Here is a 15,370-nt window from a genome sequence, read left to right as displayed (position 1 = left end):
CGCCGCGACCAGTCCCGCACCGACAGCAGCCGCAGCGTTTCCCGGGGCCGGCCGGCCAGCGCGGCCAGCCAGCGGCGGACCCGGCGTGGCCCGCCGGCGACCAGCGCCGACTGCAGCAGACCCATCAGGTTGGAGCCCTGGCTGTAGCGCACCGGCTCGACGTGGGTGCCCGGCTCCGGGTGGAACGAGCTGGTGATCGCCACCCCGTCGGTGAAGTCCAGCCGTCGGCGGCGGGCGGCCCGGCGGGGCACCGCCGCGCCGAGGATCGCCTCCGAGTTGGTCCGGGTCAGCGCGCCGATCCGGGGGGAGATCTGCGGTAGCGCGCCGGTGGCGCGGGCGGCGTGCAGCAGCCGTTGGGTGCCGAGCGCCCCGGCGGCGAGCACCACCTGGTCGGCGGTGATCGTCTCCCGGCCGCCGATCCAGGCACCGGTACGCCGTACGTCGACCAGGTAGCCGGCACCGCCCGGACCCGGCCGCAGCCCGACGACCGTGGTCAGCGGCCGGATCCGCGCTCCGGCCCGTTCGGCGAACCACAGGTAGTTCTTCGGCAGCGAGTTCTTCGCACCGACCCGGCAGCCGGTCATGCAGGACCCGCAGTGCGTACAGCCGGTCCGCTCCGGCCCGGCCCCACCGAAGTACGGGTCGGCGACCCGCTCACCGGGGCGGCCCAGGTAGACGGCCACGGGGGTGGACCGGAACGTGTCGCCGACGCCCATCCGGTCGGCGACCGCCCGCATCACCTCGTCGGCGGCGGTGGTCCGCGGGTAGTCGACGACGCCGAGCATCTGTCTGGCGCGGGCGTAGTGCGGGGCGAGTTCGGCCCGCCAGTCGGTGATGCCTGCCCATTGCTGGTCGGCGTAGAAGTCGTCCGGCGGCTCGTACAGCGTGTTGGCGTAGACCAGCGACCCGCCGCCGACGCCGGCCCCGGACAGCACCAGTACGCCGGCCCGTCCGCCGTTCTCCCCCGTGCGTGCGCGGCCTGCGCGCTGTCGGCCCGCCGAGCGCAGCAGGGTGATCCGCTGGATGCCGTAGCAGCCGAACGCCGGTGCCCACAGGAACCGGCGGACCCGCCAGGAGGTACGCGGCAACTCGTGGTCGGCGAAGCGGCGGCCGGCTTCCAGCACCAGGACCGAGTAGCCCTTCTCGGCGAGCCGCAGCGCGGCGACGCTGCCGCCGAACCCGGACCCGATCACGACCACGTCGTACCGCATCCCGCCATCATTACCGGTGGGTAACCAACATGTCACCAGCCGGGCGCACCGGATAGCCTGCCGCCATGGGCAGCGCGGAGCTGGAGGAGTTGATCGTCGCGGACGCCGAGGCGTTGCGCGCCTGGTTGTCGGTCAACCACGCCACGTCGCCCGGGGTCTGGCTCGCCCTGACCCGCAAGGGCGGCACCGTCACAACGTTGACCTGGCAGCAGGCGGTCGATGAGGCGCTGTGCTTCGGCTGGATCGACGGGCAGGCCCGCAAGCGGGACGAGCAGACCTCCTGGATCCGGTACACCCCGCGACGCGCACGCAGTTCCTGGTCACAGCGCAACGTGGCCCACGTGGCCCGGCTGGAGGCGCAGGGGCTGATGATGCCGTCCGGCCGCGCCGCCGTAGCGGCGGCGAAGGCAGACGGACGGTGGGCCGCTGCCTACGCGCCGCCCTCGGAAGCCCAGGCGCCGGCCGATCTGCTCGCCGCGATCGCCGCCGAGCCCGACGCCCAAGCCATGTTCGACGTCCTCACCAGCACCAATCGCTTCGCCCTCATCCACCGGCTGAACAGCGTCAAGCGGGCGGAAACCCGGGTCCGGAAAATCGGCGAGTTCGTCGCCATGCTGGCCCGACACGAGACGATCTACCCGCAGAAAGCGAAACCGCCCACGCCGTAGGGCGCTGTCACCACCGCTCGACAAGGTGTTCCCGGCCCTGCGGCGGATCGTACGGCTCGGGCCAGTAGTCGACGATCCTGGTGATCAGTCCGTGCTCGGACGTCTCCAGCCAGACGCACGCGTCCTGCTGGTCAGAGCCGACCCGTACGTCGAGCCACAGCGCGGCGAACCGACCCTCGGCGATCACTCGTCGTGCCCGCAGATGCCAGTCACCGGGATACTCGACGTTGAACCGCAAGAATGCATCCTTGCCGCGAATCCGTTCCCGGGTCTGTGGCATTTCATAGACCACGTCGTCGGCGAACAGGGCCGCGAACCCCGGCCAGTCACGGCGCTCCAGGAGATCCACGTAGGCGTTGGCGGCATGTCGCGCCAGCACGTTGTCGTCCATGGCCGCAGACCGTAAACCAGGCCACTGACATCGACGGGGCGGTGTCCGCGAGCCGGCTACCCGAAGCGGTCAGCCAGCTTGGTCAGCTTGGCGACGTACGCCGGCCAGTCGTAGTCGTCGGGGACGTTGGTGTTGTCCCGGCGCAGGCCGATCGCCCGGTCGTGCTGCTCACGCAGGATGTCCGCGTGACCGGCGTGCCGGGCCAGGTCGCAGGTCACGTGGATGATGATCCGTTGCAGCGTCACGGTCTGGGCGGCTGGCCGCCACCACGCCACCCGGCCCGGCGCATCGAGCGGCAGCTGCTCGATAGTCTGATCCGCGAACGCCCCGACCCGATGATAGAGGTCGATCAGCCCGGCCTTCGTCTCGTCCTCCCGCGCGTACCAGTCGGCCTGCGGGTCCTCGTCGAACGCCGCCAAGGGGACCAACTCGTCGGGCGTCGGAAACTCGCGCCCGAAGGTCGACCCGAAGTAGCCGGCTTCGACATTGAGACAGTGCTTGAGGATGCCCAACAAGTTGGCGCCGGTCGCAGTGCGGGGCAGCCTGACTTCGCGTTCACTCAGCCCGTCGAGCTTCCAGATCAGAGCTTCGCGAATGCCCCGGAGATAGAGGTGCAGCGCAGCTTTTGCATCGTCCAGGTCAGCCATGCCCGCCAGTCTTCCCCATCCGGCGCATCCGCTAACGGCTGTCCAGCGCCCGGGCGACCGCCGACACGATCTGATCATCGTCCGCGCCGAGCAGACGTGCCTCACGGACGTACGTGGCGGCGCGATCGTGCAACGCCCCGGTCGGGTCGGACCCGGCGGGCGGTGCGGCCGCGACGCGGGTGCCGCCGCCCCGCCGGGAGACGACCACCCCGGCCGATTCGAGCTCCCGGTAGGTCCGGGCGACCGTGCCGGCGGCCAGCCCCAGGTCGGCGGCGAGCTGCCGGACGGGCGGAAGGCGATCACCGGGGGCGAGTACGCCGTACCGGATCAGCTCGACGAGTTGGCGACGCAGCTGTTCGTAGGGCGGAGTGGGGTCGTCGGTGACCACCGTCAACGCCGGACGGTCGGTCATCGCGTCCGCACCAACGGTTCGGCTCGGTCCGTCGGAAGGAAGATCGCGGCGGCGGACCAACCCACCATGGCGAGCGCCGTAGAAGCCAGAGCAAGCAGGAACCAGCCGGTGATCGTCCACCACATTGGTGCACAGGATATGCCGAGCAGGCCGTTGGCCGCCGTCAGGCTGACGCCGGCGAGCGGGATGGCGACGAGGACGCCGACCGCCCCGGTGACGACGTAGGCCGCGCGCCTGCGTTGCGCGTCGTCGACCGCCACCTCGTCGGCGCCGCCGTATCGCGGTCGTCGGACGATGGTACGTACGGCGAGGTACGCCATCAGCAGGCCGATCAGCACGACGAGCATCAGCCCGCCGGTGTAGTACGAGCCCGGCCACGGGCCACGGCTTTCGCTCATCTCGAGGGTGCACTGCCGGGTCAGCCAGCGTCCGGAACGTCCCATGTCGTCGGGGCCGCCGGCCGCCGTCGTGCCGGCGACCAGGATCAGGAGCACACTGCCGGCCACGGCGACCACTCGGCTGAGATGGCGTGGCAGGTAGTCACGGATGCGGCGGACTTCGAGGGCGGCGGTCCGCGTCGGGCCGTGCGGTGGTCGGACCGTCAGCTCCCCGGCGAGTACGCCGATGAGCGCGCACAGCCCGAACAGCGGGGCCGCCAGTAGCAGCCCGACGCCGAGGTCACCCGATCCGGCGGCGATGATGCCGACGAGCATGCCGATGGTCACGCCGATCCAGCGCAGCATGGCGGTACGTCGGGCGACCGCCCTCGGGATCTCGGCGACCGCTTCAGCCGGCCGGCGAGCCCGCCCCATCACGAGGGCCGCCGCGACTACCGCCAAAGCGCACGCCACCAGGCCGAACAACAGCACCAGGCCGGTCACTGCGCCCATGAGCACTCCCTCGATTGTACCAAGCGTACGGTACAAGAATGGTGGGCTACGCCGGGAACTTGTGTCAACCGCTTGATACAACCGACCAGTGCCACGGCCGGTGTCGCCGCCACCGCCACCGCCCACAAACGTCCTGGACCCGGTGGCAGATCGGCGTCGGCGGCAGCCGACGCCGGCCCCGGTGGGCACCATGAACCGCGACATCGTTGGCCCGTTCGCTCTGGTTGCCGTGACCGGCACCTTCGCCAGGATCGGGTTCGGGGTGCTGTGGGATCTGCTCCCGTAGGGGCTAGCCGCAGGCGGTCAGCGGCGGCGGCCGGCGGCCAGGGCGATGAGGTACTGTCCACCGCCCGCGTCGACGCTCGCGGTCACCGGCAGTCCGGGCACCAGCCGGGAGAACCGGTCGACCAGCCAGTCCGCCGCCTCCTGGGCGTCCTTCCTGCTCGGGCAGCGGGCGACCAGCTCCCGGCCACCTTTGCGTTCGAGCCGCTCGGCGACGGCGATCAGGGGTGCGGGCTCCACCACGCGCAGCCGGTCCGGCCAGGCGATGACCACCTTGACCGCGCCTTTGCGGGTGTTGCAGGCCCGGTGCGCGAGTCGCTCGACGACCTTGGCCTTCTTGTCGGCGGTACGGCTGTCGACGCTGGGACCACGCGGGTCGTTCACCGACTTGTCGGCGTCGACCGGCTCATCACACACCCAGCATCGCCAACCGTCCCGGACCGCGACCTCATCGAGGAGACTCATCCCAGCAAACTAGCCTGTCCGCTCTCGGATCACCGACAGCCCGGACCGACCGGGGCCGACGTAGCGATGGTGGTCCGGGGCCGCCTGGCGCCGCGCGGGTGAGCGCGATGGTCACCCGACGCACGGAATCGGATGGACGCCCTGGACGCTGGTGTCGAGAATGCCTCGGCTCACCGATCAGCCCACGCATCGGTGACGGCGTCGTCGAGGAGATCTCGATCGTCTGCCCATCCGGGGTCGGTGGGTTGGTCGAACAGACCGGCGAGGTCGTCCCACTCGCGCCAGGTTCGAGGAGTGACCGGGCCGAGTACGGCCGCCGGTCGGCCCGCCACGGTAATCGTCACGCGTTCGCCCCCCCCCCCCCCGCGCCCGGCGTACCAGGTCGCTGGCGTTCTGCCGCATCTCCCGCAGCCCCACCTCACGCATGTTCCCACCGTCGCACATGTGCTACCCGGCGCGAAGGTCACTCTCGGCGGCGTCGTACGACGAACGGGCCGACTGCGCCGAGCGGTACGCCCGTGCAGCCGTCGACGACGTCGCGGCCAGCTGCGGACGGGACGGCAACCAGACGGTCTGCACGCCGAGGCGCTCGTTCATCGAAGCGAGCTGGTACTCGTAGCCGAGGTCGGCCACCGTACGCAGGCCGCGAACGATGACCGTGGCACCGCGGCGCAGGCAATAGTCAGTGGTCAGGCCGGTCCAGGTGTCCACCTCGACGTTGCCCCAGGCTGCCGGCAGAGCGTCGCGCGCCCGGACGGCCCTGGCGGTGGCCTCAGAGGTCGGGTGCTTGCCGGCGTTCACCGCCAGCAGCACGACGATCCGGTCGAACATCACCCGGGCACGGGCCACCAGGTCACGGTGCCCCGAGGTGAACGGATCGAACGTACCGGGATAGACCGCCAGCGAACCGCGTACCGGGTCCGCCGCGCGATCCGACGCGGCCGTCACCGCGACCCCCAGCACATGGCACGATCATTCCAGCCGCACGTGCCCTGACAAGCCGGCGCCCGCCCCGATCGCGGCGGGCGCCGGGTACGGCCGCTCGGCGGGCAGCAGGCCGGGTGGGCCGCGCTCCGGTCATCGGCGGCGAGCCGATCCCGGATCGCGTGCGCATGGTCGGTCACGTCGCTGATGCCGACGATCCACTGCGGAGGATCCTGACCGCCAGCACCCGCTCCTGACCGAGCTTGGACGCAGCCACCGCCGGGGCGGCGATCTCCGGCGCGTACGCCTGGTAGACCGTCACGGTCTGCTCGTCGAAGGCGGCCCGGATCCGACGGTACGGAACACGCACACACCGATCGTGCCGGACGTGCCGGGCCGACCTCCACCGCCTCACGCTGCCGGATCAGGTCAGACCGTCGACCCGATCATTCGATCGCGCTACACCACCAGCATGAGTACGCTCAGTAACGAGATTCGGCAGCCTCACGACGAGGAGGCAGCATGTCCATGTCCCGCGAACAGTGGCTGGCGAGCCAGGCTGCCAGCCGACAGACCCGGTCACGACCGGCAGTTCACCGCTGCGGGCTGGTGGCCCGGCCGGACGGGCAGTTCGACGTACGGATCGAAGGGACCGACCTGCGCACCGGCGCCGTCCCGCCGCTGATCCACATCGGTGGCCGACCGGCGCGGCGGATCGAGAGCCACGGTGGCACCGTCCTGCGTGCCGTGGTCGATCGCGGCGAACCCGGCGACGAGGTGACCATCGACCTCGGGCCGGCGGGCACGGTGCGAGCGACGGTCGGGCGGGTGTCATGAGTGTCCACCCACCACGCGTCCTCGCTCCGGTCGCTACCGGCGACGGCGTCGTCTGGGTCAGCGGGACCACTCCCGGCGCGACCGTCGCGATCCGGCAGGGCAGTGTCGAACGGGGACGCCGACAGGCCACCGGCCCGGTGACCCCGGTCGGTGTCACCGCAATCACCGGCGACCCGGTCCAGGCAGTCGCGCGCCTCGACGCGCAGAGCGCCACCAGCACCGCCGTCACCCCGGTGCGGGATCCCGGGGAGGCCGGCGAGTTCGCGGGTGCGGCGGTCCGCGACGTCGACTACGGCAGCTTCACGGTACCGACGCACGACACTCCGCAGGGCGCCGACGGCGGGTTCGCGGCACCGCTGCGCGGCCGGGTGTGGCTGCCTGCCGACAGTGCCGGTCAGGTGCCGGGCGGGCTGGGCCGCCGGCCCCTGGTGGTCGTCGCGCACGGCTACTGGGCAGATCCGTTGGAGGACGCCGAAAGCCTCAAGGGGTACGCCTGGCTGGCCGGGCACCTGGCCCGTTGGGGCATGGTGGTCTGCTCGATCGACCTGTCCACGGTCAACCGCGAGACGGCGATGGCGACCCAGCAGTGGTCCCGCGGCGAAGTGATCATGGCGATGCTCGACCGGCTGACCACCGACGACGACCTGGCCGGGTACGTCGACCGGGGCCGGGTCGGGCTGGTCGGCCACTCCATGGGCGGCGAGGGTGTCGTGCTCGCCCAGGCGATCAACCGCACCCGCCAGCCCCGGTACGGCGTCCTCGGACTGGTCAGCATCGCCCCGACCAACTACCGGCCGGACGTCGCCGCCACCCACACCGCGTACCTGCAACTGCACGGCAGCCTGGACTACCTCCTGCAGGATCCGAGGTACGTCACCGGACCGGCGCCCCGCTTCGGCGGGTTCCGGCTCCACGACCGGGCCTGGCGGCCCCGCAGCCTCGCCTTCATCGACGGTGCCCGGCACGAGGGCTGGAACCCGATCTGGCTGGCCAGCCCGAACAGCCTGGAGCCGGAGCCGGATCCGGCGCTGCCGGCGCTGCCCGCCGACCGGCAGCGACGCATCGGGCAGGCGCTGGTCACGGCGTTCCTGCTCGACTTGCTGACCGGGCGGGAGGACTACCGCGGCTACCTCGCCGGCCCGGTGCTGCCCCGGGTGGTCGGTGCCACGGTGGTGCGCCGCCAGCACCAGTCGCCGTCGGTGACCGTGATCGACGACTTCGGCGACGCCGACGTCCAGCTCGAACTGCCGCCCGAGGAACCGGCCGACAAGACCGTCAACCGACGTGGTCTGGCTGCCCGCACCACCGGCGAGGGCATCGACCGGTGGGTCGACGTCGACCACCGCACGGACCTGCCGCTGAGTGTGCACGGCACGCGCGGGCTGGACGTCGCCTGGCGCAGCGACACCACCAGCTACGAGACCAACCTGGACGCGGTGAGCGTCGCGCCGTCGGACACGCTGTCGATGCGGCTGGCCCTGCACTACGCCGAAACCGGCAGCGGCCTGCCCGACGAGACACACAACCCGGTCGGTGCGGACCTCGACGTCGTCGTGGAACTCGACGACGGGACCGAGCGGGCAGCGGTCCCGCTGTCCGTGGTCGACCAGGTCGTCCGCTACCCGCTGGCCGGCCCACAGACCTACAGCGTGTTCCAGACGGTACGGCTGCCGGTCGACGCCTTCACCGCGACCAATCCGGGCCTGGACGTCACCGCGCTGAAAAGGATCCGGCTGGTCCTCTCCGATCGGCCCACCGGCCGTCTGCTGGTCGACGACATCGAGTTCGAGACCGCCGCGCTCACCGCTCCATCGGCGATCAGCATGCTGCGGGTGCACGACCTGGGCGGCGGGTACGGCCCACCCGACGACCGCATCGACACCGAGGTGATCGTGCAGCTGGCCGGCCGACCGGGTGAGTCGTTCGGTCTGCCGCTGCGCGCCGACGCGACCCTGCCGGCCAACTGGGGAATGTTCACCGGGCTGCGCGTCGCGCTGGTGACCGGCGGTCAGATCCAGCTCGCCTACCGGCGGGTCGGACCCACCGTACGGGAGATCGTCGCCGTCGTTCCCAGCTGAGCCGCGCGACGCGCGGCGACCGACCGGAGCCACCGGATGAGAGGAGAATAGCCATGGCGATACTGCGAGCCAGCGGGAAGGTCACCTTCCTGCGGGTGCACGACGTGGGCGGCGGGTACGGCCCACCGGACGACCGCATCGACGGCGAGTTGGTCGCGACGGTCAGCGGTAAACCGCAACACGCCGCCGGAACCACGTTGCGCGCCGACAGCAGCCTGCCCTCGCACGAGGGGATGCTGGCGCTGCTGCGTGACGGGCTGGTGCACCACTCGACGCTGGAGACCAGCATCGACTACGACCTCGACACGGCGGCCGGCCGACGCAACGGCCGGCTGTTGCGGGTGGAGCTGCGCCCGGCCTGAGACGGGCCGCCTCGCCGTCGGTTGCTGTGGAGCAACGGTGGAGGCGACCGGGCTGCGCTGACAGCCATCAAGGAATCACAATGCGCACATGTCCTTCGACGCTAACCAGGTTCCCCCGCATCTGTTGATCAAGGTCGAGCAACCGGACCACCCGGTGTCGCTGGTCGCCGAGGACGACGCCCGGCAACGGTCGGCCGCCTATCCGACCATCATGTGGGGCGCCCCGGTGTTCGGCTGCGCCCAGGAGGTCGACGGTCGATGGCGAATCGTCCGGCTCAACGGCGACAGTCCGCAGGATGCCCGTGACAGCCTGGCCTCGCACCTGCGGTGGCTGCACAGCGAGACGCCGCCGACCGCCGGGAACGCCGCCCGCCGCGCGGAGTACGAAGCGATGTACGAGCTGCTCGACTGGGAGGCCGTCGACGAGTCCACCGTCGACGGCCACCGCTACCGGATCATCCGGGCCCAGCCGTTCATCCGGATGGGGGCGGACGGGCCGGAACCGCCCCGCCCCACCGACCTCGACCCGCTGGGCCAGGCCAAGCGGGACACCTCCCACATGGAGGGCTTCGTGATCGACCCGGCGGCCGGCACCGGGCTCACCGCCGGGCTGGTCCGGATGGAGCTGATCTCGTCGTCGTACGATCCGACGACCGTCGCCGCCGACGTGTTCGCCGACTCCCGCCGGGCGCTGACCACCCACCCGAACGTGGTGCTGCTGCCCGTGGGCTTCACCGTCGGGGCGTACGTCGACGGCAGTTGGCGTCCCCGGTCGGCCAGCACGTACGCGACTCCGCAGGCCGCCCGCGACGCCGGGTCGTTCGTGATGCCCGACATCCGCCCGGGCGGCGACACCTCGGTGGAGGAGTTCCGGGCCGCGTTCGACCGGGCCCGCGCGCAGCACCGGCCACCCCGTACCGACGATTTCGAGGTCGAGGGGGTCCGCTGCCGGGTGACGCGGGTCGAGACCTTCGTCCGGGTCGGACCCGACGGCCCGGAAGGCCCGCGCCCGTCGGACCCGGAGTCGCACCTGCCGCCGGCCCGGCTCATGCAGGACCACCACGCCGAGGAGCAGGAAGACCTGACCTCGGGCCCGGACTGACCCGGTCGCTGGATGTCGTGGTCGGGCTCGGCCGCACAGCCGAGCCCGGCCACGTCAGTCGAAGGGGATCACCGGAAGATCCTTGTAATCGCCGTACGCGTCCGGCTCGCCGGTCAGCACGTAAGCGGTGTGGGTGATCGCGTCGAACAGCGCCGAGGCGACGTCGACCCGGCCGAGAATGCGACTCCACTCGGTCAGCGCGCGCCAGTCAGCCGCCGGGGTCGACGTCACTACCGCGTACGGGTGCTCGGCGAGCAACGACACACCGGATGCCTGGTGCTCGGGCACGCGCCTGGACGCCTCAGCGAGGCACACCACCGGCAGCGCGAAGCTGCCGCCCTCGTCGACGACCTCGGCGATGGTCTCACCGACGTCTGTCGAGACGGCGGCGTAGGCGAGGATCGCCGAGGTGTCGAGGACCAGCCGAACCGAGCCGCTCATGCGGCGGAAGAACGGCCGACGCCGCGCAACTCGCTCCAGCGGTCGGCGGTCATCCGCTCGCGCGCCAGATTACATCTTCATACCGGGTCAGGGCCTGGTGGGCGCGGTGTCGCCGTACAGCCAGGCGTCGAAGAACTCCCGCAGCGGCTGTCCGGTGACCCGCTCGGCGACCGTGACGAACTGCTCGGTGGTGGCGTTGCCGCCCCGGTACTCGCCGGCCCAGGTACGCAGCAGCCGGAAGAACGCGTCGTCGCCGACCGTGCGCCGCAGCGCGTGCACCGTCATCCCGCCCCGCTTGTAGACCGCCTGACCGAAGATCCCCGCCGGGCCGGGATCACCGGCCGGCTTCGTCCAGTCGATCCGGTCGTACTCCCGGTCGAACATCTCGTCGGCGGTGGCGGCACCGTCGTGTTCGGACCACAACCATTCGGCGTACGTCGCGAAGCCCTCGTTGAGCCACATGTCCCGCCACTGCCGCAGCGACACGCTGTTGCCGAACCACTGGTGGCCGAGCTCGTGCGCGACCACCCAGGTCTCCGGGCCACGGTCGAAGAACACGTCGCCGTACACCGGCCGGGACTGGGTCTCCAGGGCGTAGCGGATCCGGTCGTCGCTGACCACGATCCCGCCGTACGCGTCCACCGGGTAGGGGCCGAACACCGTCTCCAGGTAGTCGGCGATCTCCCCGGTGCGGGCCATCGCCTGCTCGGCCGGACCACCGGCGGGCAGGTCGGCGGAGACGGCGGTCACCATCGGCCGGCCGGCGTGGGTGCCGGTCTGCACGCGGTAGTCGCCGATCACCAGCGTGGTCAGGTAGCTGGCCAGCGGGGTCGACTCCGACCAGCGCCAGGTGGTCCAACCGTCCGCGCTGGTCGTCTCCCCCGGTACGCCGACGCTCAGCGCCGCCAACCCGTCCGGCACGGTGATCTCGAGGTCGAACGTCGCCTTGTCCGACGGGTGGTCGTTGACCGGGAACCAGGTGCTGGCCGACTCGGGCTGGCCGAGCGCGATCGCCCCGTCGTCGGTGATCTGGAAGCCGCCCTCGCCGAAGTCGCGGCTGACCAGCGGCTCCGGCTCGCCGCCGTAGTCGACGACGACGGTGAACGCCGACCCGTCGGGCAACCCGGCGGCCGGCGTGACGACCAGTTCGTCGTCGTCGCGAGTGTGCTGCGCGGGCCGGCCGTCGACGTCGACCGACGCGACGTCCAGGCCGGCCAGGTCCAGGTTGAACCGGGACAGGTCCATCGTCGCGGTCGCGGTGATTGTGGCGGTGCCGTCGAGCTGACGGGCCGCCGGGTCGTAGCGCAACGCCAGCTGGTAGCCGGCGACGTCGTAGCCACCGTTGCCGTACGCCGGGAAGTAGGGGTCGCCGATCCCGGCCGCACCGGGCTGGAAGTCGGCCTGCGGGGACCGGTCGACCAGCTCCGGCAGGACCCCGCAGCCGGTGGCGGCGAGGACGGCCGCCAGCGTCGCGGTGACGACCGACGTACGGCGCGCGGTCACCGGTCCAGGACCAGCCCGACCCGCTGGAACTCCTTCAGGTCGCGGTAGCCGCACTTGGCCATCGCCCGGCGCAGCCCGCCGAAGAGGTTCTGCTGGCCGTCCGGGGAGTCGGCCGGGCCGAACAGCAGCTGCTCCATGTCGCCCAGCGGCTCACCGGCGACCCCGTACGCGCCGCGCGGCAGCTTCGGGTGGCTGGCCACCGAATGCCACCAGGCACCGGACGCCGGGGCCTCGGCGCACAGCGACAGCGGCTCGCCGAGCATCACCGCGTCGGCGCCGCAGCCGAGGGCCTTGGCGATGTCACCGGAGGTCTGCAGGTCACCGTCGGCGATCAGGTGCACGTACCGGCCGCCGGTCTCGTCGAGGTAGTCGCGGCGGGCGGCGGCCGCGTCGGCGATCGCCGTCGCCATCGGCACCCGGATGCCGAGCACCGAGTCGGTCGTCGCCCACTCGTCGGCACCGATGCCGACGATCACGCCGGCCGCGCCGGTACGCATCAGGTGCAGCGCCGTCTTGTAGTCGGTGCAGCCGCCGACCACGACCGGCAGGTCCAGGTCGGCGATGAACTCCTTGAGATTCAGCGGCTCGTCGGTGGTGGAGACGTGCTCGGCCGAGACCAGGGTGCCCTGGATCACCAGGATGTCGACGCCGGCGTCGAGGATCACCGGGGCCAGCGCCAGGGTGTGCTGCGGGGACACCCGGACCGCGACGGTGCCGCCACCGGCGCGCATCTGCCGGACCCGTTCGGCGATCAGTTCGGGGCGGATCGGTTCGGCGTACGCCTCCTGCAGCCGCTTGGTGGCCGGGTCGTCGTCGTCCATCCCGGCCAGCTCGGCGAGGACCTTGGCCGGATCCTCGTAGCGGGTCCACAGCCCTTCGACGTTGAGCACGCCGAGCCCGCCCAGCTCGCTGAGCTTCGCGGCGGTGGCCGGGCTCATCGTCGCGTCCGACGGGTGCGCCACACACGGGATCTTGAACTGGTACGCGTCGAGCTGCCAGGCGGTGGAGACGTCGTCGACGTCCCGGGTGCGCCGGCTCGGCACGATGGCGATGTCGTCCAGGTGGTAGCCGCGCTGCGCGGTCTTGCCCAGCCCGATCTCGACCACGTCACGCATGGGTGTCTCCGTTATGGACAGGTCGACGCGCGGCCGCCGCACGTTCGGCGACGGCAGGTCGACGGGGAACGTCAGCGGGTGTGGTAGTTGGGTGCTTCGACGGTCATCTGGATGTCGTGCGGGTGGCTCTCCTTCAGACCGGCCGCGGTGATCCGGATCAGCTGGCCGCGCTGGTGCAGGTCGTCGATGCCTTCGGCACCGACGTACCCCATCGCCAGCCGGACCCCGCCGATCAGCTGGTGCACGACGGTGCTCAGCGGCCCACGGTACGGCACCTGGCCCTCGACGCCTTCAGGTACCAGCTTCTCGTCGCTGAGGACGTCCTGCTGGAAGTAGCGGTCCTTGGAGTAGGAGCGGGCCTGGCCGCGTGACTGCATCGCCCCCAGCGAACCCATCCCCCGGTACGACTTGAACTGTTTGCCGTTGATGAACATCAGCTCGCCGGGGCTCTCCTCACAGCCGGCGAGCAGGCTGCCGAGCATCACCGTGTGCGCCCCGGCGACGAGCGCCTTGGCGATGTCACCGGAGTACTGGATGCCGCCGTCGGCGATCACCGGCACCCCGGCCGGCTGGCAGGCGCGGACCGCCTCCATGATCGCGGTGATCTGCGGTACGCCGACCCCGGCGACCACCCGGGTGGTACAGATCGCGCCGGGGCCGACCCCGACCTTGACCGCGTCGGCACCCGCCTCGACCAGCGCCCGCGCGCCCGCGTAGGTGGCCACGTTTCCGCCGACGACGTCGACTGTCGTGTCCGCCTTGAGGGCCCGGACCATGTCCAGCACGGCCCGCTGGTGGCCGTGCGCGGTGTCGACGATCAGCACGTCGACACCGGCGTCGACCAGGGCGCGGGCCCGCTTGTACGCGTCGTCGCCGACGCCGATCGCGGCGGCCACCCGCAGCCGGCCGGCGTCGTCCTTGGTCGCGTCGGGGTACTGCTCGCTCTTGGTGAAGTCCTTGACGGTGATCAGCCCGCGCAGCCGGCCGGCGTCGTCGATCAGGGGCAGCTTCTCGACCTTGTGCTGACGCAGCAGCGCCAGGGCGTCCGCCTTGGCCACCCCGACCGGGGCGGTGACCAGCGGCATCCGGGTCATGATCTCGCGTACCGGCCGGTTGGAGTCGGTTTCGAAGCGCATGTCCCGGTTGGTGACGATGCCGACCAGTGCCCCGTCGGCGTCGACCACCGGTACGCCGGAGATCCGGTACCGGCCGCAGAGCGTGTCGACGTGCTGCAGGGTGTCGTCCGGGCCGCAGGTCACCGGGTTGGTGATCATGCCGGCCTCGGAGCGCTTCACCAGGTCGACCTGGAGTGCCTGGTCGTCGGCGGAGAGGTTGCGGTGCAGGACGCCGATGCCGCCCTGGCGGGCCATGGCGATCGCCATCCGGGCCTCGGTCACCGTGTCCATGGCGCTGGACAGCAGCGGAATCGACAGCTGCACGTTGCGGGTCATCGACGTCACGGTGTTGACCCGGCTCGGGATCACGTCCGACTCGGCGGGCTGCAGCAGCACGTCGTCGAAGGTCAGACCGAGCGGTACCGCCCGGGCCGACCCGGTGGGCATCTCCGGTACATGACCACCGAACGCCGGGGGGACGGACACGCGCCCGCCGTTGGCGGTACGGTCGACGACGGTCTGCTCGGCTGGCGAGTTCTCCACGACTTGATCCCCTGAGCTGGTCGGACGGGTGCGCCTGGTGGCAGATGCGGGTGGGGACACGCGGCCTTGCGCGGAGGCGGCCCGGTGCCCGACTGCGGTTGACCGGCTCGCGCCGTCGCGACGGCGCGATGGTTCATCGTACCCACCGGTCCTGGTGCCGGCCGCGCCGCGCCCACCTGGGCCGGCCGGGCGGTACGGATGGGACTACGGTGGAGGGGTGCACGAGGAGCCGATCGATCCGTTCAGTGGCGACCCCGCCGATCCGGCGGCCGGGCTGGAGGATCCCACCGAGGACGGGGAGTCCGACTCGTTGACCGCCGCCGAGCGGCAGGACGTGTTGGAGGACCTGGCGGACCTGGAGGTCTACCAGGCCCTGCTCGGCGC

At 71.5% G+C, this 15,370-nt stretch carries 18 protein-coding genes; 6 read left to right on the top strand and 12 right to left on the bottom strand.

All coding sequences use genetic code 11. From position 1 onward, the window contains the following. Window positions 1-1,211 (bottom strand): FAD-dependent oxidoreductase (locus ACN28F_RS00375; protein ID WP_421356791.1); only part of this gene is annotated, 1,211 nt, incomplete at its 3' end. A 65-nt stretch (window positions 1,212-1,276) separates the two neighbouring features. Here ACN28F_RS00375 and ACN28F_RS00370 point away from each other — a divergent pair. After that, window positions 1,277-1,879: a YdeI/OmpD-associated family protein gene (locus tag ACN28F_RS00370; RefSeq protein WP_421356790.1), complete on the top strand. Its 603-nt coding sequence runs from the start codon at window positions 1,277-1,279 to the stop codon at window positions 1,877-1,879. 7 nt (window positions 1,880-1,886) lie between these two features. On the opposite strand, the gene ACN28F_RS00365 is transcribed toward ACN28F_RS00370, so the two are convergent. The 7 genes from ACN28F_RS00365 to ACN28F_RS00335 form a co-directional block, all read right to left on the bottom strand. After that, window positions 1,887-2,270 (bottom strand): nuclear transport factor 2 family protein, encoded by a 384-nt coding sequence (locus ACN28F_RS00365; protein ID WP_421356789.1) that lies wholly within the window; start codon window positions 2,268-2,270, stop codon window positions 1,887-1,889. 56 nt (window positions 2,271-2,326) lie between these two features. After that, entirely contained in the window at window positions 2,327-2,917 is a 591-nt protein-coding gene (locus tag ACN28F_RS00360) for a DinB family protein (RefSeq protein ID WP_421356788.1), read from the bottom strand. A 31-nt stretch (window positions 2,918-2,948) separates the two neighbouring features. Next, entirely contained in the window at window positions 2,949-3,329 is a 381-nt protein-coding gene (locus tag ACN28F_RS00355; protein ID WP_421356787.1) for a GntR family transcriptional regulator, read from the bottom strand. Further along, on the bottom strand, window positions 3,326-4,219 hold the full coding sequence (locus ACN28F_RS00350; protein WP_421356786.1) for a hypothetical protein: 894 nt from the start codon (window positions 4,217-4,219) through the stop codon (window positions 3,326-3,328). The genes ACN28F_RS00355 and ACN28F_RS00350 overlap by 4 nt, the downstream gene beginning before the upstream one ends. 303 nt (window positions 4,220-4,522) lie before the next feature. Further along, entirely contained in the window at window positions 4,523-4,966 is a 444-nt protein-coding gene (locus ACN28F_RS00345; protein ID WP_289209387.1) for a hypothetical protein, read from the bottom strand. A 447-nt stretch (window positions 4,967-5,413) separates the two neighbouring features. Continuing rightward, window positions 5,414-5,914, bottom strand: a complete 501-nt coding sequence (gene coaD, locus ACN28F_RS00340) for a pantetheine-phosphate adenylyltransferase (RefSeq protein ID WP_289209386.1) — start codon at window positions 5,912-5,914, stop codon at window positions 5,414-5,416. 172 nt (window positions 5,915-6,086) lie between these two features. Next, complete coding sequence (locus ACN28F_RS00335) at window positions 6,087-6,260, bottom strand: DUF4291 family protein (protein ID WP_289209385.1); 174 nt, start codon at window positions 6,258-6,260, stop codon at window positions 6,087-6,089. Between the two features lie 152 nt (window positions 6,261-6,412). Between ACN28F_RS00335 and ACN28F_RS00330 the strand changes: the two genes are divergently transcribed. The 4 genes from ACN28F_RS00330 to ACN28F_RS00315 all read left to right on the top strand — a co-directional run bounded on the left by ACN28F_RS00330 (window position 6,413) and on the right by ACN28F_RS00315 (window position 10,269). Then, window positions 6,413-6,727: a hypothetical protein gene (locus tag ACN28F_RS00330; protein WP_289209384.1), complete on the top strand. Its 315-nt coding sequence runs from the start codon at window positions 6,413-6,415 to the stop codon at window positions 6,725-6,727. After that, the gene (locus tag ACN28F_RS00325; protein WP_289209383.1) at window positions 6,724-8,805 is read left to right on the top strand and encodes a hypothetical protein; all 2,082 of its coding nucleotides are present in this window, start codon (window positions 6,724-6,726) and stop codon (window positions 8,803-8,805) included. The genes ACN28F_RS00330 and ACN28F_RS00325 overlap by 4 nt, the downstream gene beginning before the upstream one ends. A gap of 53 nt (window positions 8,806-8,858) precedes the next feature. Then, window positions 8,859-9,167, top strand: coding sequence for a hypothetical protein (locus ACN28F_RS00320; RefSeq protein WP_289209382.1), 309 nt, complete (start codon window positions 8,859-8,861; stop codon window positions 9,165-9,167). Between the two features lie 88 nt (window positions 9,168-9,255). Then, on the top strand, window positions 9,256-10,269 hold the full coding sequence (locus ACN28F_RS00315; protein WP_289209381.1) for a DUF5954 family protein: 1,014 nt from the start codon (window positions 9,256-9,258) through the stop codon (window positions 10,267-10,269). A 54-nt stretch (window positions 10,270-10,323) separates the two neighbouring features. Here ACN28F_RS00315 and ACN28F_RS00310 read toward each other — a convergent pair whose 3' ends face one another. The 4 genes from ACN28F_RS00310 to guaB form a co-directional block, all read right to left on the bottom strand. Next, window positions 10,324-10,710 (bottom strand): hypothetical protein, encoded by a 387-nt coding sequence (locus ACN28F_RS00310; RefSeq protein ID WP_289209380.1) that lies wholly within the window; start codon window positions 10,708-10,710, stop codon window positions 10,324-10,326. Between the two features lie 87 nt (window positions 10,711-10,797). Next, on the bottom strand, window positions 10,798-12,213 hold the full coding sequence (locus ACN28F_RS00305) for a M1 family metallopeptidase (protein WP_421356785.1): 1,416 nt from the start codon (window positions 12,211-12,213) through the stop codon (window positions 10,798-10,800). Further along, the gene (locus tag ACN28F_RS00300; RefSeq protein ID WP_289209379.1) at window positions 12,210-13,328 is read right to left on the bottom strand and encodes a GuaB3 family IMP dehydrogenase-related protein; all 1,119 of its coding nucleotides are present in this window, start codon (window positions 13,326-13,328) and stop codon (window positions 12,210-12,212) included. The genes ACN28F_RS00305 and ACN28F_RS00300 overlap by 4 nt, the downstream gene beginning before the upstream one ends. 71 nt (window positions 13,329-13,399) lie before the next feature. After that, window positions 13,400-14,986 (bottom strand): IMP dehydrogenase, encoded by a 1,587-nt coding sequence (gene guaB, locus ACN28F_RS00295; protein WP_421356784.1) that lies wholly within the window; start codon window positions 14,984-14,986, stop codon window positions 13,400-13,402. 217 nt (window positions 14,987-15,203) lie between these two features. On the opposite strand from guaB, the gene ACN28F_RS00290 reads away from it, so the two are divergent. Then, window positions 15,204-15,370: DUF5319 family protein (locus ACN28F_RS00290; RefSeq protein WP_421356792.1), on the top strand; the 167-nt coding region annotated here is incomplete at its 3' end.

Source organism: Solwaraspora sp. WMMA2101 (assembly GCF_049179175.1).
Taxonomy (GTDB): domain Bacteria; phylum Actinomycetota; class Actinomycetes; order Mycobacteriales; family Micromonosporaceae; genus Micromonospora_E.
This window is presented reverse-complemented; position numbering and strand designations above follow the sequence as displayed.